The 24,750-nt window shown below is 68.5% G+C and carries 18 protein-coding genes; 7 read left to right on the top strand and 11 right to left on the bottom strand.

Features of this window, described 5'->3' with window-relative positions; translation table 11 throughout:
- Positions 1-53 precede the first annotated feature (53 nt).
- Genes AC5P6H_RS16540 through AC5P6H_RS16580 form a run of 9 tightly spaced genes read right to left on the bottom strand, consistent with a single transcriptional unit; the run spans position 54 to position 12,405 of the window.
- Positions 54-1,862, bottom strand: a complete 1,809-nt coding sequence (locus AC5P6H_RS16540; RefSeq protein ID WP_126411572.1) for a hypothetical protein — start codon at positions 1,860-1,862, stop codon at positions 54-56.
- The gene (locus AC5P6H_RS16545) at positions 1,859-4,027 is read right to left on the bottom strand and encodes a hypothetical protein (protein ID WP_495202893.1); all 2,169 of its coding nucleotides are present in this window, start codon (positions 4,025-4,027) and stop codon (positions 1,859-1,861) included. The genes AC5P6H_RS16540 and AC5P6H_RS16545 overlap by 4 nt, the downstream gene beginning before the upstream one ends.
- Positions 4,024-5,145, bottom strand: coding sequence for a BatA domain-containing protein (locus tag AC5P6H_RS16550; RefSeq protein WP_049442516.1), 1,122 nt, complete (start codon positions 5,143-5,145; stop codon positions 4,024-4,026). The genes AC5P6H_RS16545 and AC5P6H_RS16550 overlap by 4 nt, the downstream gene beginning before the upstream one ends.
- Complete coding sequence (locus AC5P6H_RS16555; RefSeq protein WP_495202894.1) at positions 5,142-6,038, bottom strand: DUF58 domain-containing protein; 897 nt, start codon at positions 6,036-6,038, stop codon at positions 5,142-5,144. Before AC5P6H_RS16555 ends, AC5P6H_RS16550 begins: the two co-directional genes overlap by 4 nt.
- Positions 6,039-6,045: 7 nt before the next feature.
- Positions 6,046-7,029 carry an AAA family ATPase gene (locus tag AC5P6H_RS16560; protein ID WP_014645475.1) on the bottom strand — a complete coding sequence of 328 codons (984 nt, stop codon included), beginning with the start codon at positions 7,027-7,029 and terminating at the stop codon, positions 6,046-6,048.
- Positions 7,030-7,045: 16 nt separating this feature from the next.
- Positions 7,046-7,753: a DUF4159 domain-containing protein gene (locus tag AC5P6H_RS16565; RefSeq protein WP_005411842.1), complete on the bottom strand. Its 708-nt coding sequence runs from the start codon at positions 7,751-7,753 to the stop codon at positions 7,046-7,048.
- On the bottom strand, positions 7,753-9,087 hold the full coding sequence (locus tag AC5P6H_RS16570; RefSeq protein WP_014645476.1) for a TldD/PmbA family protein: 1,335 nt from the start codon (positions 9,085-9,087) through the stop codon (positions 7,753-7,755). Before AC5P6H_RS16570 ends, AC5P6H_RS16565 begins: the two co-directional genes overlap by 1 nt.
- Before the next feature lie 21 nt (positions 9,088-9,108).
- The gene (locus AC5P6H_RS16575) at positions 9,109-10,743 is read right to left on the bottom strand and encodes a TldD/PmbA family protein (protein WP_329768355.1); all 1,635 of its coding nucleotides are present in this window, start codon (positions 10,741-10,743) and stop codon (positions 9,109-9,111) included.
- A 30-nt stretch (positions 10,744-10,773) separates the two neighbouring features.
- Positions 10,774-12,405 (bottom strand): TldD/PmbA family protein, encoded by a 1,632-nt coding sequence (locus AC5P6H_RS16580; protein ID WP_032957606.1) that lies wholly within the window; start codon positions 12,403-12,405, stop codon positions 10,774-10,776.
- Between the two features lie 762 nt (positions 12,406-13,167).
- Here AC5P6H_RS16580 and AC5P6H_RS16585 point away from each other — a divergent pair.
- Complete coding sequence (locus AC5P6H_RS16585) at positions 13,168-13,782, top strand: DUF938 domain-containing protein (protein ID WP_111205516.1); 615 nt, start codon at positions 13,168-13,170, stop codon at positions 13,780-13,782.
- A 73-nt stretch (positions 13,783-13,855) separates the two neighbouring features.
- Here AC5P6H_RS16585 and AC5P6H_RS16590 read toward each other — a convergent pair whose 3' ends face one another.
- A complete protein-coding gene (locus AC5P6H_RS16590) occupies positions 13,856-17,542 on the bottom strand; it encodes an indolepyruvate ferredoxin oxidoreductase family protein (RefSeq protein WP_495202895.1) in 3,687 nt (1,228 codons plus the stop codon).
- 169 nt (positions 17,543-17,711) lie between these two features.
- Here AC5P6H_RS16590 and AC5P6H_RS16595 point away from each other — a divergent pair, with 169 nt between their 5' ends.
- Complete coding sequence (locus AC5P6H_RS16595; RefSeq protein WP_049441698.1) at positions 17,712-18,347, top strand: tetratricopeptide repeat protein; 636 nt, start codon at positions 17,712-17,714, stop codon at positions 18,345-18,347.
- A gap of 472 nt (positions 18,348-18,819) precedes the next feature.
- On the opposite strand, the gene AC5P6H_RS16600 is transcribed toward AC5P6H_RS16595, so the two are convergent.
- Positions 18,820-20,304, bottom strand: coding sequence for an AAA family ATPase (locus tag AC5P6H_RS16600; RefSeq protein WP_014645482.1), 1,485 nt, complete (start codon positions 20,302-20,304; stop codon positions 18,820-18,822).
- 123 nt (positions 20,305-20,427) lie between these two features.
- On the opposite strand from AC5P6H_RS16600, the gene AC5P6H_RS16605 reads away from it, so the two are divergent.
- From AC5P6H_RS16605 to AC5P6H_RS16625, 5 genes are read left to right on the top strand one after another with little or no spacing between them, the layout of a single operon-like run.
- Positions 20,428-21,057, top strand: coding sequence for a nucleotide-binding protein (locus AC5P6H_RS16605; protein ID WP_005420986.1), 630 nt, complete (start codon positions 20,428-20,430; stop codon positions 21,055-21,057).
- A gap of 49 nt (positions 21,058-21,106) precedes the next feature.
- A complete protein-coding gene (locus AC5P6H_RS16610; RefSeq protein WP_014035499.1) occupies positions 21,107-21,583 on the top strand; it encodes a SixA phosphatase family protein in 477 nt (158 codons plus the stop codon).
- Positions 21,584-21,587: 4 nt separating this feature from the next.
- Positions 21,588-22,205: a YceI family protein gene (locus AC5P6H_RS16615; protein WP_014645483.1), complete on the top strand. Its 618-nt coding sequence runs from the start codon at positions 21,588-21,590 to the stop codon at positions 22,203-22,205.
- Positions 22,202-24,259 (top strand): phospholipase D family protein, encoded by a 2,058-nt coding sequence (locus AC5P6H_RS16620; protein ID WP_495202896.1) that lies wholly within the window; start codon positions 22,202-22,204, stop codon positions 24,257-24,259. The genes AC5P6H_RS16615 and AC5P6H_RS16620 overlap by 4 nt, the downstream gene beginning before the upstream one ends.
- A gap of 10 nt (positions 24,260-24,269) precedes the next feature.
- The gene (locus tag AC5P6H_RS16625; protein ID WP_014035502.1) at positions 24,270-24,704 is read left to right on the top strand and encodes a hotdog fold thioesterase; all 435 of its coding nucleotides are present in this window, start codon (positions 24,270-24,272) and stop codon (positions 24,702-24,704) included.
- Positions 24,705-24,750: the final 46 nt, after the last annotated feature.

Consider the following 24,750-nt stretch of genomic DNA (forward strand, 5'->3'; position numbering starts at 1 on the left):
CATGACGGAGGGGGTCAGAGCCCTGTCGTGGGCGAAAGGGATCCGACCCAGGGTCAGCGCCGCCGCTCCAGCCACCACAGCAGCGAAGCGCACACCGTGAACGCCAGCCACCAGGGCCAGCGCGAGCCCGGCACGGGCTGCATCATCGCCGTGTTCGTCGGCCCGCTGACGGCCAACGCCCGCGTGGTTGCATCGATCATCGCCTGCTGGTGCAGTGCAGGTGCGGCCTTCGGGTCGAACACATAGCGCCAGACCGTGGTGTCGCCGTGCTGCAGGCGCTGCCAACCCGCCTCGCGCGGCCACCAGCCGGCGCAGCGCAGGGTCGACGTTGCGCCGTCAACGATCAGGGGCACGCTGTCTCCGCGCGCGTTGAAGACCTGCAGTGGCGCCTGCACGCCGCACAGCGCCTGCCGTTCGCCCGCCCAGCCGAGCGTCTGCGGCGACCACAGCGCATCACCGCTGCCCTGCGCGCGCGCCAGCGTGGCGACGACGCTGCTCCAGAGTTCACCGTGGCGATCATCGCGTCCGGCCAACACCCAGCGCCAGCTGTCGGTGATCGGCAGCAGGCCGATGCGGCCCTTGCCGACCGCGCGCCAGCCGCCGACGGCCTTGCCCGACCCATCCCGCAGCAGGGCGTTGCTGCCTGGCGCCTGCAGCGCCAGTGCTTCCAGCGCGGGCAGGGGCGCACTGTGCGAGCTGCGGTCAGCCTCCTCGCCGTAGCCGGTCGGCAGCGTTCCGGCGGCGAGCGGGCCGCGTCGTGCGGCGAGGACCGCGCTGTCGCCATCGCCGGGAAGTTCGAGGGCGTGGCTGCTGCCATCGCCCTGCACTGGCAGGCCCAGATCGCGGAGGCGCTGGCGCGCGCCGGCTGCAGGTGCGCCTGCACTGCGCAACAGAACGCCAAGGCCGTCACGCAACGCCTGCCGCACGGCAGCCAGCTGGCCGGCACTCAATGCGGTCAGGCTGCGCTCGTCCAGCAGCAACAGATCGCTGCGCGCGAGTGACGCTGCATCCAGCGCGACCGCGCCATCCCCCACGCTGACACCTGCCCCGGTATCGGCCTGTACCTGCACGCGGATGCCGGTATCGGCGGCCCAGCGGCGCAGGTACTTCAGCTCCGGGCCCGGCGCACTGGCACGCACCAGCATGCGCAGCGGTGCCGCCGGCAGGGTCTGCTGCGGTACCGGCGCGCTGTCCACCACATGACCGCCGGCATCGAGCAGGCGCAGCTGGAACACGCTGCGGCCCTCGGCGCGGGCGATGCCGCTGAGCTGCACGTGACCGTCCTCGGCAACGTCCACGCGATCGACCACGCTGTCGGCGGGGTCAAGCAGTTCCGCCTTGGCCTTGGCGACGCCGCGCGCCTGTGCATGCACGTCGAAGCGTGCGCCGGGCGCGGTGTCGGCGGGTGGCTGCAGCGCGATCCACCCGCGCGTCGGAGCTACCGGCTGCCAGCGCACGTCGCGTGGCAGTACCGCGTCGCGGTCACGCGCGACCAGGCCGGCACCGACCAGCGTCAGCGTGGAAGCCGGATGCTGGCGCAGCGCCGTGGCCAGGTCCGGCACGCGCTGGCCCCCAGGCACATCGGCAGCCTCAGGCAACAGCAGCCGCGGGCCTGGGCTGGCCGGCAACGCGCCGGCCTTGTCGGCATCGATTCCCAGCACGACCAGGCCGACCGCGGGTTGCTGGCCGGTGGGCGGGACCAGGCAGAAGTACAGCAGCGTGGCAGCGATCAGCTGCAGCGCAATCACGATCCACTGGCGGCCACGACGCGCGGCATTGCCACGCAGCTCGCGCACGCTGGCGATGACCACGATCAGGACGAGTGCCAGCGCAATCCACAGGTTCACAGCGGAGGCGTTCATGGCTGCACCTCCAGCGCATCAAGGTACCGCTGCCCCATCGCATCGGCGGCGTTGCGCCGCATTGCCTGCGGCAGGGGTCGCTGCAGCGCGCGCCATACCTGTGCGCGCAGGCGCTGGCGGCAGTCGCGGCAGCCGGGTTCGATGCGCAGCTGCTCGATGGCCGCGGCCAGGTCCAGCGCATCGGGCAGATAGGCGGCGTTGCGCTGCTGCCAGGTGGCGAGTGCATCGAGATCGGGAGGGGCCGTGTCATCGCCGAGGCGTTGCCAGGCTTCGACGATGGCCGGGTCGGGCGGCGTGCGTGCGGCCAGCGGCAGTTCGCGACTGGCCAGCCCGGCGCGATCGCCGCCCAGCCGACGGCCTTCATCGATCGGCGGCAGCTCCGGCCCCACCCGCGCCAGATAGATGCGTTCGGCCTGCTGCACCTGCTTGATGAACCCCAGTGCCTTGTAGGCGAACGGCAGTGCCTGCTCCGGACGGCCCTGGCGCAGCTCGCCTTCGGCCGACCACATCTGGTCCAGCGCGGCCTTCAGCGTGGCGCGGGTCTGTGGGTCGAGCAGGGTCGCGGCCTCGGCATGGTCGTGGGTGTGGCCGTACTCCGACAGCACATCGGTGGCGCTGCCGAACACCGGTGGCGCATCGGCATTGGACGCCTTACCGCCGTGGTCGTGGCCATGCGCGTCGTGCGCACCGGCCTCGGCGCCATGGTCGTGATCGTGTTCGTCGTCGTGGCTGTCTGCGGTCGGCGCATCGCTGGTGGGCAGGTCGCTGGTCGGCGGTGGCTTCGGTGCACCTTCGCTTTCTTCGCCCAGGAACTGGCCATAGCGCAGGCGCAGGATGCGCTGGTCGACACCGATCGCATCGCTGCGTTTCACGAAGTCCTCGGCGGCGAGGCTGCGTCGCTGCCGGATCAGCGCTTCGGCATCGATGATGATCTGCCGCTGGCTGCGGAAATAGGCCGGCAGGGTCTTCTTGATGCGGCCTTCCAGTTCGGCACCGAGTGCAACCTCGGCGCTGGGCAGGCGCAGGATCACGCTGCTGCTGCGCCCGGTCTGCGGCGTTGGCGCGTGGTTGTCGCGCACTTCCAGCTGGGCGATGACATCGTTGCCCGGTTGCGCGCCCAGCGCAGCCAGATCAAGCGTGTGGGCGAAACGCCGCGCGGTGGCTTCGCCGCTGCCGGCAAGCGTCACGCTGCGTTTCACGAAGGTGATGTTCTCACCGCTGCCCTGGGTGGTGGTGATCGACAGCGTTGCCTGCGCGGCTACGCCATAGTCGTCGGTGGCCTCGAAGCGCAACGACCACTGGCGTTGCCCGGGCGTGCCCAGCACCAGGCTGGCGGCCGGCTCCAGCACGCGTACGCCGGGCGCGCGGTCGGCGACCACGTCCAGACGATGCAGGTCGGTTCCGGCCAACGCCGGCTCGCTCACCACGCGGTACAGCACCGGCGTGCGCGCCACATCCTGTGCCTGCCACTGGCCATCGTGTTCGTTCAGCGGCAACCGGCGACCATCGTGGAACTGCAGCCATGCCTTGTCCGGTGCGCGATCGAAGCGCAACGACCACGACAGCCGGCTGTCGGCGGCGATCTTGGCATCCAGTGCGTTCTGGGTGAGCGTGGCCTGGCCGGTATAGGCCGGCGCGTCGATGCGCATGCGGGTGGACTGCAGGTGCAGTGGGCCCGCGGCAGCCGTGCTGCCAGGCGCCGACGCACGGGCCGGCGCGGAGCCGGGGCTGGAACGTGGCCAGCCGAATGCCAGCGCAACGATGGCCAGGCCTGCGATCCAGCACAGCGCCAATGCTCCACGCGGCCAGCGCGGACGCAGTTCCGGCATCGCGCGTTCCAGCGTGGCCAGCACATGCGCGCGCTGGCGCTGCTGCAGCGGATTGAGGGTAAGCGCATCGGCAAACAGCAGGTCGGCACTGTCCTCACTGGCGCCGCTGCCATCGAGCTGGCGCTGCAACCACTGCGGGTCCAGCTGGCGGGAGCGTGCCGTGGCGAGCGCTGCGCAGGCAAGCAGGCCGATGGTGCCGATCACGCAGGCGATATCGAAGCCCGCCAGGCGCAGCGCCAGCACCGTTGCGGCCAGCGCCCACGGCAGGCCCAGCAGCAGGGTGACGAGCGCACGGCGGCGGCGCGCGTGCTGCCAGGCGAGCTGCAGGGTGTTCATGCGGGCCCCCTGCGTCGATGACTGCTGGCCATCCAGCGTTCCTGCGCGAACAGCAGCACGATGGCCAGCAGCAACCACGGGGTGAGCTTGCGCAGCGGCGGCGTTGCCGCAGGCAGTGCTGCCTGGCGGGGGGCCTGGTCCTGGGCATCGCCGAGGCGTGGCAGCGGATGCGGCTGCAGAGCCAGCAGCAGCGCGCGTGGCAACTGCGGATCGCGCAGCGCAGCGTTGCCTGAGGCATCCCAGTCGCCGGGCAGAGACAGCAGGACACCGTGGCCGATGCGTTGCTGCCACAGCAGCGGGGAGCCCTCGGTGTTGCGCAGCAGGATGCTGGCCTCGGCGGCAGGCTTGCCGGCAGTCACTACACGTCCGCCGTCCTGCAGCCACGCCTGCCAGTTCGCCGGCAGTGCGCCAGTGCGGCTCCACACGCCGATCTCGCCGCGTTCGGGCAGCGCATCCGCCACCAGAGGCGCGAGCGGCGCCTGCCTGCCCCACGCGCGCTGCAGTGCATTCAACCAGTGCTGGACGGCGGCCGAAGCATCGCTGTGCACGCGCAGGCGCGGCAACGTTGCGGCACTCGGTTGCTCACTCACCGGTATCGGCTGCGGACGCCACTGCACCTCGCGCGACAGCTGCAGGCGTGCGCCGTCCAGGCCGGGCAGGGGATCGGGAACGTGCACGGTCAATGCGGTGCCCGCAGGCAGCTGTGCGTCCAGTTCGCGCAGCAGGCTGGGCAGGGAAGCCGTGGACGCGGGTGGCACTTGATCAATGGCCGGGAAGCCGGGCGCCAGCCAATGCCAGTTGCCCGCTTCGGCGGTGCCGCGTAGTGCGGTCGCGTCCAGCCCTGGGGCTACGACCGTCCACGCAGTGGGGGCTGGCGCAGGCCCGGTCAATGCAGGTCGTGCCAGCAGCAAGGCCAACGCGGCAAGCAACAGCAGGCGCACCAGCAGCAACGGCCAGTCATCGAAGCGGATGCGCTGGCGCGGCCGGATCTGTGCACGCAGCCAGCGCAGCGCGGCGAAATCCAGCGGTGTGTACGGATGGCGGCGGGCGAGGTGGATCAGCAGCGGCAGCAACCCTGCAGCGAGCGCGGCCAGGCCCAACGGGAACAGCAGGGTCATGCGCCGCCCCTGCGGCCAAACAGTGCCTGCAGTGGTTGGTCCAGCGGCTGGTCGAGCCAGCCAGTGGCACTGGCGATGCCGCTGGCCTGCAGGCGCGACTGCAATGCGTTGCGTGTGTCAGCGAAGCGTTGCAGGTAGTCGGTGCGGATCGCCGCGCCATCGCCCAGCAGTTCCTCGCCGGTCTCCGGATCGCGGAAGCGATGGCCTGCGCCGAACGGGAAGTCACGCTCGTCGGCGGTGAGGATCTGCAGCAGTGCCACTTCGCGGCGTGCGCTGGCCAGTTGTTCCAGCAGCACAATGCCGGCCTCGTCAAAACCGTCGCCGATCGCCAGCAGCAGGTCGCCCGGGCGCACGCGCTCCCACAGCGGGCGCAGGCGATCGGCCACAGGCCAGCCGCCACGCGCCTGCAGCGCATGCAGTTGCAGGTGCACGCGATCACGCTGGCGTGCGCCGTTAGCTGCGGGCACCAACTGCAGTCCATCGCCATTGATCGCCAGCAGGCCGAAACGGTCGCCCTGCTGCAGGGCCAGTTCCACCACGCAGGCGGCCACACCGCGCATGTGGTCCAGGCGGGTGCGCTGCGGTGCCGCGCGATCGGCCTGGCCGGCCGAGGCGGTGGCATCAAGCAGCAGCCAGACCGTGATCGGGCTTTCGCGTTCGGATTCGCGCACGAAGAAGCGGTCCGAGCGTGCATACAGCTTCCAGTCGATCTGGCGCAGCTCATCGCCTGGTTCGTAGGCACGGTACTGGGCGAATTCGAGGCCGGCACCGCGGCTGCGGCTGGCGTGCTGGCCGATGCCACTGGCGCCACTGGCCAGGCGTGGCCGCACGCGGAGCGTGCGCAGGCGCGCACGCAGTTCCGGTGGCAAGGTCAGCGGGGTACCGGCGTTCACGGGTGGCTCAACCCGGGAACGGCACGGCCTGCAGCAGGGCGGCGACCACGTCGTCGGCACGCTTCTGCTCGGCCTCGGCGGCGAACGACAGCAGCAGGCGATGGCGCATCACCGGCGCGGCCAGCGCCTGCACATCCTCGCGGGTGGCGGCAAAGCGGCCCTGCAGCAATGCGCGCGCTTTTGCCGCCAGCACCAGCGACTGTCCGGCGCGCGGGCCCGCGCCCCACTTCACCCACTGGTTGATCGCGGCGGGTGCGCCTTCGCCTGGGCGGCTGGCGCGCACCAGGCGGGTGATCCAGGCCAGCACATCCGGGCTGACGTGCACCTGGCGTACGGCGGCCTGCAGCGCGATCACCGCCTCTGCATCCATCACCTTCGGCACCGCGTCGGTGGCGCCGCCGGTGGTCTGTTCCAGGATCTGCCGCTCCTCGTCCTCGCTGGGGTAATCCACCAGCACGTGCAGCAGGAAGCGGTCCAGCTGCGCTTCCGGCAGTGGGTAAGTGCCCGCCTGCTCGATCGGGTTCTGTGTGGCCAGCACGAAGAACGGCGCCGGCAGTGCGTAGGTGGTGCCGGCGTAGCTGACCGTGCGTTCCTGCATCGCTTCCAGCAGTGCGGCCTGGGTCTTGGGCGGGGTGCGGTTGAGTTCGTCTGCCAACAGCAGGTGGGTGAAGATCGGGCCCTGCTGGAAACGGAAATGGCGATGGCCGGTGCCGTGGTCTTCCTCCAGCAGTTCGGTGCCGAGGATGTCGCTGGGCATCAGGTCGGGGGTGAACTGCACGCGCCGGAACTGCAGTTCCAGCGCCTGCCCGAGCGAGCGCACCAGCAGGGTCTTGCCGAGCCCGGGCGCGCCTTCCAGCAGGCAGTGGCCGCCGGCCAGCAGGCCGATCAGCAGCTGCTCGACCACGGTGTGCTGGCCCACCACGGCGCGTGCAAGCGCGGCGCGCAGCGCATCCAGGCGTGGCAACAGGGAATCGAGGTCGGGGGAAGTCATGGGCGTGCAGGTCCTATCAATTGTTCAACGCGTACATCACGATGTTGACGCCGAAGCGGGTGTTGTCTTCGGCCAGGAAACGCTTGTTGCGCCAGTCGTAGTCCCACTCGCAGCCGTAGTCCTTGTTGCTGTAGAGCAGCCCCAGGCGGCCATCGACCTCGATGCCCTTCAGGTAGTCGTGCACCAGGTCGTCGCCCCAGCCATTGAGTTCGAAGCTGGTGGCCGGCGGGCCATCGGGGAAACGGAAGAAGCTGCGGTACAGCGGGTGGCTGTTGGGCAGCTTCTGCAGTGCCCTGGGACCAAACAGGCGGCCCATCTGTGCCTCGAACGAGGTGGCGAACAGCCCATCGATATCGTGGTTGCAGTCGTCGACGAAGACGAAGCCGCCATTGCGCACATAGCGCACGAAGTTCTGCCGCTCGGCGGCATTGAACTCCACCAGCGTGTGGCCGGCCAGGTAGCAGAACGGCGCTTCCAGCATGCGCGGGTCGGCCAGTGCCACCACGTGCTCCTGCGGGTCCACGCGCAGCGAGGTGTAGTCGATCAGCGAGGTGATCAGGTTGGACGGCATGCGCGCGTCCACGTCCCAGTCACCGGAGTCGTACTGCAGGCGGGTGAACCAGAAGTCGTAGCGCGAACTGCGCGGGCCTGCCTGTGCCCAGGCCGGCAGCGCCGCCGCCGAAGCGGCAGCGGCCAACCAGCGCAGGCAGGCCCGGCGATCCATCAGACGGCGTCGGACAGCGAGGTGAAGGTGAAATCGCGCAGCTTCATCGGCGGGATCATCATCACGTAGCTGGACTCATCACCGGCCACACGCACCGGCTTGCCCAGCTCTTCGATGTTGTTGAGCATGATCACCGGCGACTCGTTGAAGCGGAAGTTCTTCACCGGGTGCTTGATCTGGCCGTTCTCGATGTAGAAGGTGCCGTCGCGGGTGAGGCCGGTCAGCAGCACCGTCTGCGGATCGACCATGCGGATGTACCAGGTACGCGTGACCAGGATGCCCTTCTGGGTGCCACGCACCAGCTCGGCGGTGCTTTTGTCGCCACCGCTCATCAGCAGGTTGCCCGGCGAGGCCTTGGCGGTCTTGCCCTGCTTCTGCGCCCAGAAGCGCGAGTAGTCCAGGTTGGCGATCTTGCCGTTCTCGATGATGGCCATGCGCTCGCGCGGCAGGCCTTCGTTGTCCCACGGCAGCACCGGTGCGTCCGGATGCCACGGATCGGCGATCATGGTCACGCGCGGGTCGTAGACCTGCTCGCCCAGCTTGTTGCCACCACCCTTCTTCGACAGGAAGCTGCGGCCTTCATCGGCCGAGCGCGCACTGAAGAAGTTCATCATGAAGCTGATCAGGCCTGCCGCTGCGGCCGGCTCCAGGATCACCGTGTACTTGCCCGGTTCCAGCGCCTTGGCTTCGGCCGACTCGGTGGCCTTGCGCATGGCGATGCGGATGTCCTGGTCGGCCTTGAAGTCGGCCGCATCCTTCAGGTTGCGGCCGACCCAGCCCGAGCCGCGGCCATCTTCAGTGCGCACGGTGCAGGTGTAATCGAAGTTGGTGGTGCGCTGGTAGGCGAAGTTGCCGTTGCTGTTGGCGGTGGCCTGGAAGCCCTGGCCGTCCTCGAGGAAGCCGGCGGCGATCAGGCCGTGACCACGGCACGGGGCGATCGAATCGGCGGCGACCTTGGCACGGAACGCCGGATCGATGGCAGCAGTGGATTCGCTGAAGGTGGGGCTGGCGCGGTAGCTCTGCTTGCCGATGGCCGGCATGAACTCCGGGTTCTCCGGGGCCAGGCGGGCCAGGTCTTCGGCACGGCGCACCACGCGTTCCAGCGCGGCATCGTCGAACTCGTTGATCGAGGCGGTGCCGACGCGCTTGCCGAAGGCGACGGTGACTGCCAGTTCGGTGTTGTCGACGATGCCACTGGTGGAGACATTGTTCAGCGCGAAGCGGATGTTGCCGCTGATCGCGCCGGCCAGCACGGCGGTGCACTCGTCGGCCTTGGACAGGGCGATGACCTTGTCGAGGATGGCCTTGGCCTGGGCTTCGGTGAAGATACTCATGGTGTAAGGGCTCCTGACCGGTCAGCCGAGGCTGCGTGCGGTGTTGATGACGTTGATGCCGTTGAAGCGCGCAGTGGACGAGCCGTGCGAGACTGCCGAGACCTGTCCCGGCTGGCCCTTGCCGTCGAAGAACGAACCGCCCAGGCGGTAGTCGCGTTCGTCGGCCACGGCGGTGCAGGCGTTCCAGAACTCCGGCGTGCGGATCTGGTAAGCCACGTCTTCCAGCATGCGGGTGATCTGGCCGTTCTTGATCTCGTAGAACAGCTGGCCGCCGAACTGCGCGTTGTAGCGCTGCTGGTCGATCGAGAACGAACCATCACCGATGATGTAGATGCCGTTCTCCACGTCCCTGATCAGGTCCGGCACGCTCAGCGGCGTCTTGCCCGGTGCCATCGACACGTTGGCCATGCGCTGGAACTGCACGCTGGACCACGAGTCGGCATAGCAGCAGCCGTCGGACTCGGTCTTGCCGAGGATGTGGGCCTGGTCGCGGATGGTCTGGTAGTCCACCAGCTTGCCGTTGCTGATCAGGTCCCAGCGCTTGCACTTCACGCCTTCATCGTCGTATGCCACCGCGCCGAGGCTGCCGGGCTGGGTCTTGTCGGCGAAGATGTTGACCAGCTCGCTGCCGTACTGGAAATGCTGTTCACGCTTGTCCAGGGTGGCGAAGCTGGTGCCGGCGTAGTTGGCTTCGTAGCCGAGCACGCGGTCCAGTTCCAGCGGGTGGCCGATCGACTCGTGGATGGTCAGCCAGGTATGCGACGGATCGAGCACCAGATCGTACTTGCCCGGCTTCACCGACGGGGCCTTCAGCTTTTCCTGCGCCTGCCGGGCGGCGGCGATGGCGTCTTCCTTCATGTCGTAGGAAGAACTGTAGTTGACCACGCCATTCGGGCTGACCACCTTGCCGGCGGCGGCGCCGTCCAGGTACTCGTAGCCCAGGCCCATCGGCGAGGACAGGCCCGAACGGGTGCGGAACTTGCCGCTGCTCTTGTCGATGGCGGTGACCGTCATCGGCGCCCAGATGCGGTGCACGTCCTGGTCGATATAGGAACCATCGGTGGAAGCAAAGTACTTCTGCTCGTTGACCAGGAACAGCATCGAGTTGACGAAGCTGGCACCAGCGCCCATTGCGGCAGCGTTGACGTCCAGCAGCAGGCCGACCTTGTCCTTGATCGGCACCTCCATCGCATTCTTGCGGATCGGCGTGCGCCAGCTCACCTCACCCACGCCCGGCGCCTTGGCCAGCTGCACCGGTGCGGTCTGCACGCCGGCATTGGCCTTGGCGATGGCCGCCGCCTGCTGCGCGGCCCTGGCCACGTCGGCGGTACCCAGTGCGTTGGTGGCGGCAAAGCCCCAGGCGCCGTTGACGATCACGCGGATGCCCACGCCGGTGGACTCGGTGTTCACCACGTTCTGCACCTTGTCCTCGCGGGTGATCACGAACTGCCGCAGGTAGCGGCCGATGCGCACGTCGCAGTAGGTGGCACCGGCGCTGCGCGCCGCCTGCAGCGCCGCGTCGGCCAGGCGCTTCTTCAATGCCGGGTCGAGGCTGGACTGCAGCTGCTCGGCGGCGATCACCTTGCCGAAGAAGGAGGGCACGATCAGCCCGCCCGCGGTAAGCCCGGTCAGGGCCAGGAAGTCACGTCTTTGCAAGGCTGCTCTCCATGTCGAAGGATGGGTGGCTCAAGCGCCGAGACTGCGCGCGGTGTTGATGATGTTGATGCCGTTGAAGCGGGTGGTGGACGAACCGTGCGAGACCGCCGAGACCTGGCCGGGCTGGCCCTTGCCGTCGAAGAACGAACCGCCCAGGCGGAAATCGCGTTCATCGCAGATGGCCGTGCAGGCATTCCAGAATTCCGGCGTGCGGATCTGGTAGGCCGCATCCTCGACCATGCCGGCGATCTTTCCGTCCTTGATCTGGTAGTACAGCTGGCCACCGAACTGCGCGTTGTAGCGCTGCTGGTCGATCGAGTACGACCCCCGGCCGTGGATGTAGATACCGTTCTCCACGTCCTTGATCATGTCCTCGACGCTGAGCGGCTGCTTGCCCGGCGCCAGCGAGACATTGGCCATGCGCTGGAACTGCACGCTGGACCAGGAATCGGCGTAGCTGCAGCCATGCGATGCATCGCGGCCGAGGATATGGGCTTCATCGCGGGTGGCCTGGTAATCGACCAGGATGCCGTCGCGCACCAGGTCCCAGCGCTGGGTCTTGACGCCCTCGTCGTCGTAGCCGACCGCACCGAGGCTGCCCGGCTGGGTCTTGTCGGCGAAGAAGGTGACGATGTCGCTGCCCCAGCGGAAACCCGCATCGCGCTTGTCCAGCGTGGCGAAGCTGGTGCCGGCGTAGTTGGCTTCGTAGCCGAGCACGCGGTCCAGCTCCAGCGGGTGGCCGACGTTCTCGTGGATGGTCAGGAACAGGTTGGACGGGTCCAGCACCAGGTCGTACTTGCCGGGCTTCACCGACGGCGCCTTCAGTTTCTCGCGCGCGTGGCGGGCGGCCGCAATGGCGTCCTCGACCGGGTCGTAGGAATCGCGGTAAGCGGTGATGCCACCGGGCAGGTGCACCTTGCCGCGCGCATCGCCATCGAGGAACTCATAGCCCATGCCCATCGGCGAGGACAGGCCGGCGCGGGTGCGGAACCTGCCGCTGGCCTTGTCGATGGCGGTGGCGGTGAACGGCAGCCAGATGCGATGGATGTCCTGGTCGATGAACGAGCCATCGCTGGAGGCGAAGTACTTCTGTTCGTTGACCAGGAACAGGGTGGAATTGATGTAGTCGGCGCCCGCATCCAGCGCGGCGGCATTGAGGGCCAGCAGCAGTTCGACCTTGTCCTGGATCGGCACCGCCATCGCGTTCCTGCGGACGGGGGTCTGCCAGCGCACCTCCCCGACCGGCGGCGTCGGCGCCAGCTGCACCGGCCGGGTCTGGATGCTGGCGTTGGCGCGGGCGATCGCGGCCGCCTGCTCGACCGCAGCGCGTACGGCGGCCTCGGTCTGCTGGTGGGTGGCAGCGAAGCCCCAGGCCCCGTTGACGATCACCCGCACGCCCACGCCGGACGATTCGCGGTTGGTCACGTTGCCGACCTGATGCTCGCGGGTGATGACCGACTGGTTGAGGTAGCGGCCGATGCGCACATCGCAGTAGCTGGCCTTGGCCGTGCGTGCGGTGGCCAGCGCCACGTCCGCCAGGCGCCTGCGCTGGAGGGTGTCGACCGGGGCGAGCAGTTGCTCGGCGGCGATGGCACGGGAATGCGGCAGCAGCAGGCCCGCCAGGCCCAGACCGGAAAAAGCCAGGAACTCACGTCGTTGCACAGCGTTTCTCTCTCTCGCTTGCGTGCGGCCGGCAACGGGCCGAGCCGATCACGTCAACCACTCGACTTTCGCCAGCGCGGGGCATCCGGGCAAGTGACTGCAGTCATGGTTGGGGGTGTTTCGGCAGGGCTTGCAGCCCTGCACCTGCTCAGAGCCGGAGCAACAGCCACAGCAACAGCGGGCTTGCTGAGGGATGGCGGCGCGGTGTGGGTGGGCAGGACACGCCGTTAACCCCCCTCCGGGGTCCGGCCCAGCCGCTGGCGGCTGTGCGTTCGGGCGCTTGCGAAGCAGTGCTTCGCAAGCAAAGCGCCCTCACCCATGGGGGCTCGATGGCGCCATCCATGGCGCCAACGGTCCTGCCCACCCACACCGCCCCGCCTCTGACAGATTCCGTGCGCTGCTGGTAGGTGTCGACCTTGGTCGACACATCTGTCAGATATCGAATGAAATTCGGGGTCAGATCCGTTTTCCTGCGGAAAACGGATCTGACCCCAAGATGTTTCCGACAGATCGCGGCCAACTGTCGAAGGCGGGGTGGGTCCGGTGGCAGGGGCGTGAGCGCCATGGATGGCGCGACCGAGCCTCCATGGACGGATTTACGGCGTCCCCTGCCACTCCACCCCGCCATCCCTCAGGAAGCCCGCTGTTGCTGTTGCTTTGGCTGTTGCCGTTGCTGTGGCTTGAAGCAGGTGCAGGGCGCAGCCCTGCTCGGAACACCCCCCTCGTGCACAATGGGGCCGACCCCGCCCGGACACCGTCCTGATGTCGAGCAAGCCGCATTCAGAAGCCTGCGAGCGCAACCGCGAACCGATCGCCGCCGCACTCGACCCGTGGATGGGCGACCGCCATCGGGTGCTGGAAATCGGCAGCGGCACCGGCCAGCACGCGGCCTTCTTCGCCGAGCGTTGGCCCTGGCTGCGCTGGCAGCCCAGCGACCATCCGGACCATCTGCCCGGCATCGAGGCCTGGCGCGCGGAAGCGGCGCTGCTGAACCTGCTGCCGGCGGTGGCGCTGCAGGTGGAACTGCCACCGGCGCCTGGGCTCAGCCTGCCACAGAGCAGCACGTTCGACGCCGCGTTCAGCGCCAACACGCTGCACATCATGAGTTGGGCGCACGTGCAGGCGTTGTTCGCCGCGCTGCCATCGGTGCTGCGTCGCGGCGCGCTGCTGGCCGCGTACGGCCCGTTCAACTACGGCGGCCGCTACAGCAGCGACAGCAACGCGCAGTTCGATGCCTGGCTGAAGGCGCGCGACCCGCGCAGCGGCATCCGCGATAGCGAAGCGGTGCAGGCGCTGGCCGCCGACCACGGATTCACCCGCCTGGGGGATGTAGCGATGCCGGCCAACAACCGCCTGCTGCTGTGGCGGTTGGGGTAAACCATCGGTAGTGCCGGCCGCTGGCCGGCAACCGATTGCCGGGATGAATGCTGGCCAGCGGCCGGCACTCCCTTCAAGCCACCTGCACGATATGCAGCGCCTTCGGATTGCGCCACTGCGCCAGCAGGGCCGCTTCGCGCGCCTTGGCCTGCTCGAAATGCGCTTCCTTGACGTGGCCGAAGCCGCGGATGTGCTCGGGGATGCTGGCAATCTCCACCGCCAGGGCCAGGCGGTCGTCATCCAGGCCGTCCAGCAGTACCTGCACGGTGGCCTCGTAATCGCCGATCAGCTTGCGCTCCATGCGGCGTTCCGCGGTGCGCCCGAATACGTCGAAGCGGCCGCCACGCAGGAACTTCAGCCTGGCCAGCAGGCCGAAGGCCTTGAACATCCACGGGCCGTATTCCTTCTTCAGCAACCGGCCCTGCTCATCCTTCCTGGCGAACAGCGGCGGCGCCAGGTGGAAGCGCAGCCGGTAGTCGCCCTCGAACTGCTGCTGCAGGCGGCGCTGGAAGTCGCCGCTGGTGTACAGGCGGGCCACTTCGTACTCGTCCTTGTAGGCCATCAGCTTGAACAGGTAGCGGGCCACGGTCTCGGTCAGCGCAGTGGAGCCGCCGATGCGGTCGGCTTCGGCGGTGCGCACGCGCTCGACCAGGCTGCGGTAGCGGTTGGCGTAGGCAGTGTCCTGGTACTCGACCAGGAACGCGGCGCGGCGCTCGATCATTTCATCCAGCGAGCGCGACAGGCGGGCGTCATCCAGCGGCAGGAACGCCACGTCGCCACCGTGCGAGGGCAGGCCGCGCAGTTCGCGTTCGTCGCCGGTGTTGCGCGGTGCCGCAGTGGCACCCCATTCATTGCCCTCCCACTCGCCTGGTGGCAGCGGATGCAGCGGGCCCGGGGTGGATTCGGCATCGGTGTGGCGGTTGCGCACCAGGCCGGCCGCCTGCTGCACGGCCTGCGGATCGACCACGGCCAGGCGGCCCCACGCAAAGGCCTGCTGGTTCATCGCCACGGCGGCGCCATTGAGCTCGATGGCGCGCATCAGTGAGTCGAACGACAGCGGCACCAGGCCCTGCTGCCAGGCGTAGCCGAGGATGAACAGGTTGGCGGCGATGGCATCGCCCAGCAGCGCGGTGGCCAGCTGGGTGGCATCGAGCAGCAGTGGTTCCTGGCCGCCCAGTGCCACGCGCACGCCGGCGATGATGTCGGCGGCGGGGAACTGCATGTCCGGGCGCGTGGTGAAGGTGCCCGGCATCGCTTCGTAGGTGTTCAGCACCACCTGCGAACGGCCGGCACGCACCTTCGAAAGCGCCCAGTAATCGTTGACCACCACCATGTCGCAGCCCAGCACCAGGTCGGCCTCACCGGCGGCGATACGCACGGCGTGGATGTCTTCAGGGCGACGGGCAATGCGGATATGCGTGGTCACCGCGCCGCCCTTCTGCGCCAGGCCGGTCTGGTCGAGCACGGTCGCGCCCTTGCCTTCCAGGTGGCCGGCCATGCCCAGCAGCGCGCCGATGGTCACCACGCCGGTACCGCCGACGCCGGTGATCAGGATGTTCCAGGGCTGTTCCAGGCTGTCGCGAAGGGTCGGTGCCGGCAGGTTGTCCAGCAGCGTGGACGCATCGCGCTTGCTGCCCTTGCGCGGCTGGCCACCGTGCACGGTGACGAAGCTCGGGCAGAAGCCGTTCACGCAGGAATAGTCCTTGTTGCAGTTGGACTGGTCGATCTCGCGCTTGCGCCCGAACTCGGTTTCCTTCGGCAGCACCGACACGCAGAAGCTCTTCTTGCCACAGTCGCCGCAGCCTTCGCAGACCAGCGAATTGATCAGCACCCGCTTCTGCGGGTCTTCCAGCTTGCCGCGCTTGCGGCGGCGGCGCTTCTCGGTGGCGCAGGTCTGTTCGTAGATCAGGATCGAAACACCCTTCACTTCGCGCAGGCGCTTCTGCACTTCGTCCAGCTCGCTGCGGTCATGGAACTCGACGTCGCTGGGGAAGTGCTCGCGCTGGCCGGTCCACTTGCCGATGTTGTCCGACAGCACCACGATGGTGTGGATGCCTTCGGCGCGCATCTGCTTTGCGATGTCCGGCACGCTCAGCGGACCGTCCACCGGCTGGCCGCCGGTCATCGCCACCGCATCGTTGTAGAGGATCTTGTAGGTGATGTTGACGCCGGCAGCGACCGCCTGGCGGATCGCCAGCGAACCGCTGTGGAAGTAGGTGCCGTCGCCGAGGTTCTGGAACACGTGCGGGGTATCGGTAAACGGCGCCTGCCCGGCCCAGGTCACGCCTTCGCCGCCCATGTGGGTGAAGGTATCGGTGCTGCGGTCCATCCAGGTCACCATGTAATGGCAACCGATGCCGGCCAGCGCACGCGAGCCTTCCGGCACGTTGGTGGACGTGTTGTGCGGGCAGCCGGAGCAGTAGTGCGGCACGCGCGGAAAACTGGCGCGCGGCAACGCAAGTTCGGCTTCCTTCTCCTGCATCCACTGCAGGCGCTGCTCGATCGATGCGTTGTTGAAGAACTTCTGGATGCGGCGACCGATCACGCCGGCGATGGTGGCCGGGGTAAGTTCACCGGTGGACGGCAGGATCCACTCACCGCTCTCGTCGTACTTGCCGACGATGGACGGGCGCTGGCCCCAGCTGGCCGGCCAGTTGAAGAACTGTTCCTTCATCTGGCGCTCGATGAAGGCACGCTTCTCCTCCACCACGATGATGTCTTCCAGGCCCTGCGCGAAGCGCGCGATGCCCTGCGGCTCCAGCGGCCAGGTCATGCCGACCTTGTACACGCGGATGCCGATGTCGGCGCACGCCGTTTCATCCAGGCCCAGGTATTCCAGCGCCTGCAGCACGTCCAGGTAGCTCTTGCCGGTGGTGACGATGCCCAGCCGCGCGCGCGGCGCATCCATCACCACCTTGTCGATGCCATTGGCGCGGGCGAACGCCTGTGCAGCCTTCACCGCATAGCGGTGCAGGCGCATTTCCTGGTCCAGCGGCGGGTCCGGCCAGCGGATGTTGAGGCCGCCGGTCGGCATCTCGAAGTCTTCCGGCAGCACGATGCGGCGCGCCATCGGATCGACCTCGACCGAGGCCGACGATTCCACCGTCTCGGCGATCGTCTTGAAGCCGACCCAGCGGCCGGTGTAGCGGCTCATCGCCCAGCCCAGCAGGCCCATGTCCAGGATGTCCTGCACGCCGGCCGGGTTCAGCACCGGCATCATGGCGCTGACGAACTCGTCCTCGCTGCCATGCGGCAGGGTTGAACTGCGGCAGGCGTGGTCATCGGCGGCCAGCGCCAGCACGCCGCCATGGCGCGAGGTGCCGGCGGCATTGGCGTGCTTGAACACGTCGCCGCAGCGGTCCACGCCCGGGCCCTTGCCGTACCACATGCCGAACACGCCCTGCACGTTGGCGCCGGGGAACAGGTTGGTCTGCTGGGTGCCCCACACCATGGTGGCGCCCAGGTCCTCGTTCAGGCCGGGGGTGAACTTCACCTTGGCCGCGTCGAGGTGTTTGCGCGCGCGCCACAGCTCCAGGTCGAAGCCGCCCAGCGGGCTGCCACGGTAGCCACTGACGAAACCGGCGCTGTCGATGCCTTCGTGCGCGTCGCGCAGCCGCTGCATCAACGGCAGTTTCACCAGCGCCTGCACGCCACTCAGGTAGATCCGCCCCTCGTTGCGGGTGTACTTGTGGTCGAGCGTGTAGTCACGGTCGATCAGGTCGGCGGAAGAGGGCGAAGTGAGTTGCGCGGTACTGGTCATGGCTGGCCCGGTCAGGATCGGCTGGCACCGGCCGCGTGCAGGCACGCGGCGGGAAAGGCGCGAATTGTAGCAGCGAGGCCCGACCGCCCCGGCACTCGCGCCGGCGGCCATGCTGGGGTTAGGATCGGGGAGAGAGAGGGAGGCTGCGGTTGCGGCCTGGGGAGAAGGGATGTCAGTTGCAGGAAAGATCCTGGGCAGCATGTTGCTGGTCTCGGGAACGGCCCCCGTGTGGGCCGCGCCGGCGGTGCCGGCACCACAGGAGTTCTACTTCGACAGCGATGCGGCCGCCGTGCCCATGATCGTGGTCCAGTCCGACGGGGATGCGCTGGTGGCGCAGCTGCTCAAACAGCGCGAGCGCGGCCGGCGTACCGTGGAGGCCACCGTGCAGCTGGCGTCGGTGGCCATTGCGCAGGGCCGCACCGAGCTGGGTGAACAGCTGTATCGCGAAGCACTGAAGGATGCGCCGGTGCAGGGCAGCCTGGGCCGTAGCGTGCGCTGGAATTACGGCTGGGACCTGCTGCGTCAGGGCCAGCCCGAAGCCGCCCTGGAGCAATGGCAGGCCGCTGCCGGTGGTTCGCTGAGCAAGCCGGGCTGGCTGCCACCCACCTATGCGCTGGCGCTGTGGCGGGCCGGGCAGAAGCAGGAGGCGGTGCAGTGGTATGCCGCAGCGGTGCGTACCGAGCCGACGCAATGGAGCGACAGCAGCCGCTTTGCGCAGTTGTTGCCGTTGTGGCGTGACGACGAGCGCGCCTCGCTGGCGGAAGTGCAGCAGGCCTGGGCGGCCGCGCCGCCGGCCTGGCCCTGAGGGAGGGGGGGGCCGGGTTGCACCCGGCACCCGCAGAGGCAACGGCTGGAGCAACTGCAGCAGCCGAAGCAACAGCGGGCTTCCTGCGGGATGGCGGGGCACTGTGGGTTTGCGGGGCCGCCGTAAACCCATCCATGGGGGCTTGGTCGCCGCATCCATGCGGCTCACACCCCGCAAACCCACAGTGCCCCGCCTTCGACAGGTTCCGGCGGCTGTTGGTAGGTGTCGACCTTGGTCGACACGGTAGGTCCATGCCATGCGTGGATGAGATCTGCCAGGGATAGAAATCGAACTGGGGTCAGATCCGTTTTCCTCTGGAAAACGGATCTGACCCCAGGGCCTCAAGAGCAGCCAGCCAACCGCTTTTGCTTTTGCTTCTGCTCTTTTTCTTTCTTCCACGTGGCTGATCGCCAACCGCAGCTGTTGCTTTCAGCAACCAGCCACGAGGGGCTGCGCCGTTCGCCGGAACCCCTCAATCGTCCGCGGAAACCGTCCGCCCCGACGCCCATGCCCGCAATGCCTCTACCTGCTCGGCCATCAGCACCGACAGCGGCCGCGTCGCACGGATCTCGTTCATCAGCAGCTCGGTATCCAACGGCCGGCCTTCGGCGTGCGCCGCATACAGCCCGGCCACGATCGCCTGCTCGATCTCGGCGCCGGAGAAACCATTGGCCGCGGCCGCCAGCGCCGGCAGCGCGAAGTCGTCGCCGTTGAGCTGGCGTCGCCCCAGGTGCAGCCGCAGCAGCTCCACACGCACCTCAGGCGTGGGCAGGTCGACGAAGAAGATCTCGTCAAAGCGGCCCTTGCGCAGCAGTTCGGCCGGCAACTCGTGTACCTGGTTGGCGGTGGCGACGATGAAGACCGGCGCCTTGCGTTCGGCCATCCAGGTCAGCAGGTAGCCGAGCACGCGGCGCGATACGCCACCGTCCTCGCCACCGCTGGCCAGGCCCTTCTCGATCTCGTCCATCCACAACACGCAGGGCGCCAGCTGCTCGGCCGAGGCCAGCGCCTGGCGCAGGTTGGCCTCGGTCTCGCCGTGGTACTTGTTGTACAGCGCGCCCACGTCCAGGCGCAGCAGCGGTACGCCGAAGCCGGCGGCGGTGGCCTTGGCCAGCATCGATTTGCCGCAGCCCTGCACGCCCAGCAGCAACATGCCGCGCGGCGGATCCAGGCCGGCCGGTGCCGAGCCGGCGATGAAGGCCACCCGGCGCTGGCTGATCCAGCGCTTGAGCCGGTTGGCACCGGCCACGTCGCCGAAGCGCGCGCTGTCATGCTCGAAGAACAGGTGGCCGCTGCGGTTGAGCAGCTCGAACTTCAGCCGTGCCAGCTGCGGCAGGTCGTCGTCGCGCAGCGCACCATCGGCGTAGATCAGCTGGCGGGCGATGCGGCGGGCATCGACCAGGCTCAGGCCCTGCAGGTTCTTCAGGATCTTCTTCACCGCCTCGCTGTCGACCTCGACACGGCGGCCGCCGTGTTCGCGCGCATAGGCGTCGGCCTCCTCGCGCAGCATCTTCAGCAGGGCGTTGGCATCGGGCAGGCGCGGGTTGAAGCGCACCGCCAGGGCCTCCAGCTCGGCCGGCAGCTCGACCTTGGCGCCGATCAGCACCAGCACATGCGGCTCGCTATGGCGGCGCTGGATCAGGTCGCGCAGCGCGCGCTGGTGGCTGGCATACCCCAGGTAGGGGTGGAAATCGAGCAGCAGGTAGACACCCCGCTGATCGGCCTGGCGGATCATCTGCAGGGCGGCGCTGGCATCGGGCGGGCCGACCGGCGGGTCCTCGCGGTCCAGGTCGATGCGACGCAGGCCCTCGGTGATGGACCAGCGGTGCAGGGCCCGCCACACGTGCATCAGCGTCTGCCGGAACAGCTCGACGATGCGGGCCTCATCCTGGGTCTCGATCACGATCAGGGGGGTATTGGCGCGGATCAGTGCGCTCAGGTCCTGCAGTTCGCTCATGCCGGTTCGATCCTTCGGGGGCGCCACGATAGCAAAGGCGATGGCCACTGGTTCAGCACGGTGCTACCTCCCGTCACCACCGCCGGTGTACGCTCGGGGCACGTACCCGGAAGCGAGGCTGGCATGAAGACGATCCTGGTGGCCGGTTCCAAGGGCGGGGTGGGCAAGACCACCGTCGCCACCCACCTGGCCGCGTACGCGGCATTGCAGGGCAAGGCCACGGTGATCGCCGATGCCGACCCGCAGGGCTCCAGCACCCGCTGGGCACAACGGCGTGCAGGGCTGGAAAGCGCGGTGCTCCCCATCGATGTGTATCGGAAGAAGCAGTGGGCGCAGAAGCTGCCCGACGGTACCGATACCGTCATCATCGATGCACCGGCCGGTGCGCTGGCCGACGATATCCCCCATTTCCTGGACGCGGCCGACGCCGTGGTGGTGCCGGTGCTGCCCTCGGCGCTGGATATCGAAGCCATCGTCGGCTTCCTCAACAGCCTGGCCCAGAACCCGCGCGTGCACAGCCGCAAGCTGCCGGTGGGGCTGGTCCTCAACCGCACCAAACCCTGGACCCAGACCTCGCAGCAGGCGCTGCAGATGCTGGCCGAATGGCCATACCCGGTGGTCGCGCAGCTGCGTGACAGCCAGAGCTACGTGGTCATGACCGGCCTGGGCCGCAGCCTGTTCGACTATCGCTCCGCCCAGGTGCGCGAACACCAGGCCGACTGGGAGCCGCTGCTGTCCTGGCTCAAGCTTTGATGCCTGCCTCACTTCTCCTGCTGCATCCTCTTCTCCATGGAAACCCGCGATGCGTGAACTGATCCTGCTGCGCCATGCCCATGCCGAACCCGCCGTTTCCGGCCAGGCCGACCTCGACCGGCCGCTGTCGCCGGTGGGGCTCGCCGAGGCCGAAGCCGCCGGCAAGTGGTTGAAGGAAAACAACCTGCTGCCCGACTGCGTGCTGTGCTCGCCGTCGCGACGTACCCGCGAGACCCTGGAAGCGGTGATGACGGCCATCGGCTATGTCGAAAAGCGCCTGGAAGACCGGATCTACGAAGCCACCCCGGGCACCCTGGCGGCGCTGGTGGACGAGCGTCGTGACCTGGACCGGGTGCTGATCGTCGGCCACAACCCGGGCCTGGAGCAGCTGGTGGCCCTGATGACCGACGGCACCAGCAGTGACTATCGCGGCATGCCGCCGGGCGGCGTGGCCGTGCTTGGCTTCCCGCGCGAGGCCTCGATCGAACCCGGCGTGGCCAGCCTGAACGCGTTCTGGTGGCCGTGATCCGATGAGCCTGGCGCGGCGCAGCCGCTTCCTGCTGCCCGCGTTGCTGGCGCTCGGCCCGGCCTGGGCCGCGGCGCCCCCACCGACCCCGTTGCCGCCCGTGTCCGCCGAGGCGCCACGGGTATTGCGCCTGGATACCCAGCGCTCGCGGATCGGCTTCGAGGTGCGCACCCGATTCGGCCAGCGCATCGAAGGCGTGTTCCCGCACTTCGAGGGGCGTATCGAGATCCTGTCCGACGGCCGTCACCAGGTGCACCTGAAGATGTTCACCCGCTCGGTGGAGATCCCCGGCAAGGCGCGCTATACCGGCTGGATGCGCGGCGAGGAGTTCTTCGATGCCGGGCGCCATCCGGTGGTCGAGTTCGACTCGCTGCCCTACTGGCCGGAGACCGTGGAGCAGGGCGGCGCCATCAACGGCCGGCTGACCCTGCGCGGCATCAGCCACCCCGAGTCATTGCAGGTCGAGAAGGCGGAGTGCGCCCGACCCGGCTATGATTGCGACGTCGTCAGCCGCGGTACCGTGCAGCGAGGCCGGTACGGAATGGACAGCTGGCAGCTAGCCTTGAGTGACCGAGTGACCTTCGTATTGCGTGCGCGCCTGAGCGAGGCGCCGAAACCGTGAACCTCCTGCTGCGCGTCCTGGCGCTGGCAACCGTGTTGCTGGGCAGCGGTTGTGCATCGCTCTCGCATGCCGAGCGTGACCGTGCCGAAGCGATTGCCGTGCAGGCGCGCTCGACCGACGTCGACTGCCAGCGCGCCGACCGCTGCGCGCAGGACTCGCCGTTGCGTGCGCTGGCGGGCCGGGCGTTCACCGAATCCACCCCGGAACAGCCACGCCACTACGCCACCCTGCTCGACGAGGGCGAGGGCGCCCTGGTCGCGCGCCTGAACCTGCTGCGCAGCGCCACCCGCAGCATCGACCTGCAGACCTACATCTTCGACAAGGACGACAGTGCCCGGCTGGTCATCGACGAGCTGCTGGCCGCGTCGCGGCGCGGGGTGAAGGTGCGGGTGCTGATCGACCAGCTCTCGGCGATCTCCGACCTGCAGATCCTCGGCGCCCTGTCCGGCGCGCACCAGAACTTCCAGCTGCGGGTCTACAACCCGACCTTCGGCAAGGCCCGGCTGAACTACTTCGACTATGCCGGCAGCGTGCTGTGCTGCTTCCGCCGCTTCAACCAGCGCATGCACAACAAGCTGCTGGTGATCGACGATGCGATCGGCGTGGTCGGCGGCCGCAACTACCAGGACGACTATTACGACTGGGACCGCGAGTACAACTTCCGCGACCGCGACGTGCTGATCGCCGGCCCGGAGGCGCGGGCGATGGCGGCCAACTTCGATGCCTTCTGGCGCGCCAGGCGCAGCGTGCCGGCCGAGCGCCTGAACGATGTCGGCCGCACCCTGCTGCGCGAGGGCGTGCCGACCCTGCCGCCGGCCAGCTTCCGCCGCCCCGAGCGGGTGGAGCGGGTCAGTGCCGAAGCCAATGACATGGACTTCGTCAGCCGTTCCTTCGTCGATACCGCGTTGCCGGTGGCCTCGGTGCGCTATGTCGCCGACCTGCCGCGCAAGCACCGGCGCGAGAAGGCCGATGCGCCGCTGGCCGGACAGCACGTGACCGAGCCGCAGCTGGATGCGCTGATCGCCGGCGCGCAGAAGGAAGTGATCCTGCAGACGCCGTACCTGGTGCTGTCCAAACCGGCGCAGAAGCTGTTCCGCGAGCTGCGCAAGCGACCGCAGCCGCCGCGCGTGGTGGTGTCCAGCAACAGCCTGGCGGCGACCGACAACCCGATCGTCTATGCGCTGTCGTACAAGTACAAGCGGCGCAACATGCGCGAACTGGGCTTCAACATCTTCGAATACAAGCCGTTCCCGCTGGATGCACCGGTCGATTACCGCAACCTGCTGCCCGACCCGATCGCCGCGCCGGAAGGCGACGACGACGGCGGGCGCAACCCGCTGATCGGCGGCAGTGCTGCCGGCAGCAATGCCGGCGACCGTCGCGATCGCGAGGAGCATCCGGCACCCACCGGCAAGCAGGGGCCGGTGAACCATCCGCGCACCGGCAGTGCCTACCAGAACGCGCGCGAGCGCCGCCGTGCGGCCGGCAGCGAGGTCGAGACCCGCCTGCTGCGCACCGAGACCCGGCCCTCGTTCCTGGGCAGCAAGGCGGTCAACAAGCCGTTGCCGGTCACCCGCAAGGGCGCGCGCATGGGCCTGCATGCCAAGTCGCTGGTGGTCGATCGCCGCATCGGCGTGGTCGGTACCCACAACTTCGACCCGCGCAGCGAGAACTACAACACCGAAGGCGCGGTGATCATCGATGACCCGGCCTTCGCCGAGCAGCTGGCCGAGAGCATCCTGCGCGACACCCACCCGCAGAACTCGTGGACGGTGGCGCCGCGGGCCAAGCCGCCGGTGCTGTCCGGGCTCAACTACAGCGTCGGCAAGGCCTCCGAAGCACTGCCGATCCTCGACTTCTGGCCGTGGCGCTATGCCACCGACTACGAGTTCAAGCCCGGCCCGGACTGCCCGCAGCCGTTGCCCCGGCAGGACCCGGGCTTCCACCGCTGCTATGTCGCCGTGGGTGATTTCCCCGAGGTCAATGTCGGCCCGAAGTGGCTGCTGGTACGCATGCTGACCGCATTCGGCGCCGGCCTCGTTCCCATCCTCTGAAGGTGCCCGCATGACCCAGGTGTTCCGCGAAGCCGTTTCCCTCGAGCAGCTCAATACGCTCAGCCGCAACACCGCGATCGCGTCGCTGGGCATCGTCTTCAGCGCGGCCGGTGACGACTGGCTGCAGGCCACCATGCCGGTGGACGAGCGCACCCGCCAGCCCTACGGCATCCTGCATGGCGGCGCGTCGGTGGTGCTGGCCGAGACCCTGGGCAGCAGCGCCGGCAACCTGTGCGTGGATACGGCCAAGCAGATCTGCGTGGGCCTGGAAATCAACGCCAACCACGTGCGTGCGGTGCGTTCGGGCACGGTCACCGGCACCGCCCGCGCGCTGCACGTGGGCCGCAGCACCCAGCTGTGGGAGATCCGCATCGAGGACGAGCAGGGCCGGCTGGTGTGCATCTCGCGGCTGACCCTGGCGGTGGTGGCGGCCGGCCACGGCTGAGCCCCGGACGGGCGGTGACGGCAGCGGAACCCAGCGTTCCCTGCCG

The sequence above is a fragment of the Stenotrophomonas sp. YJH_SMC_110 genome (assembly GCF_059369255.1).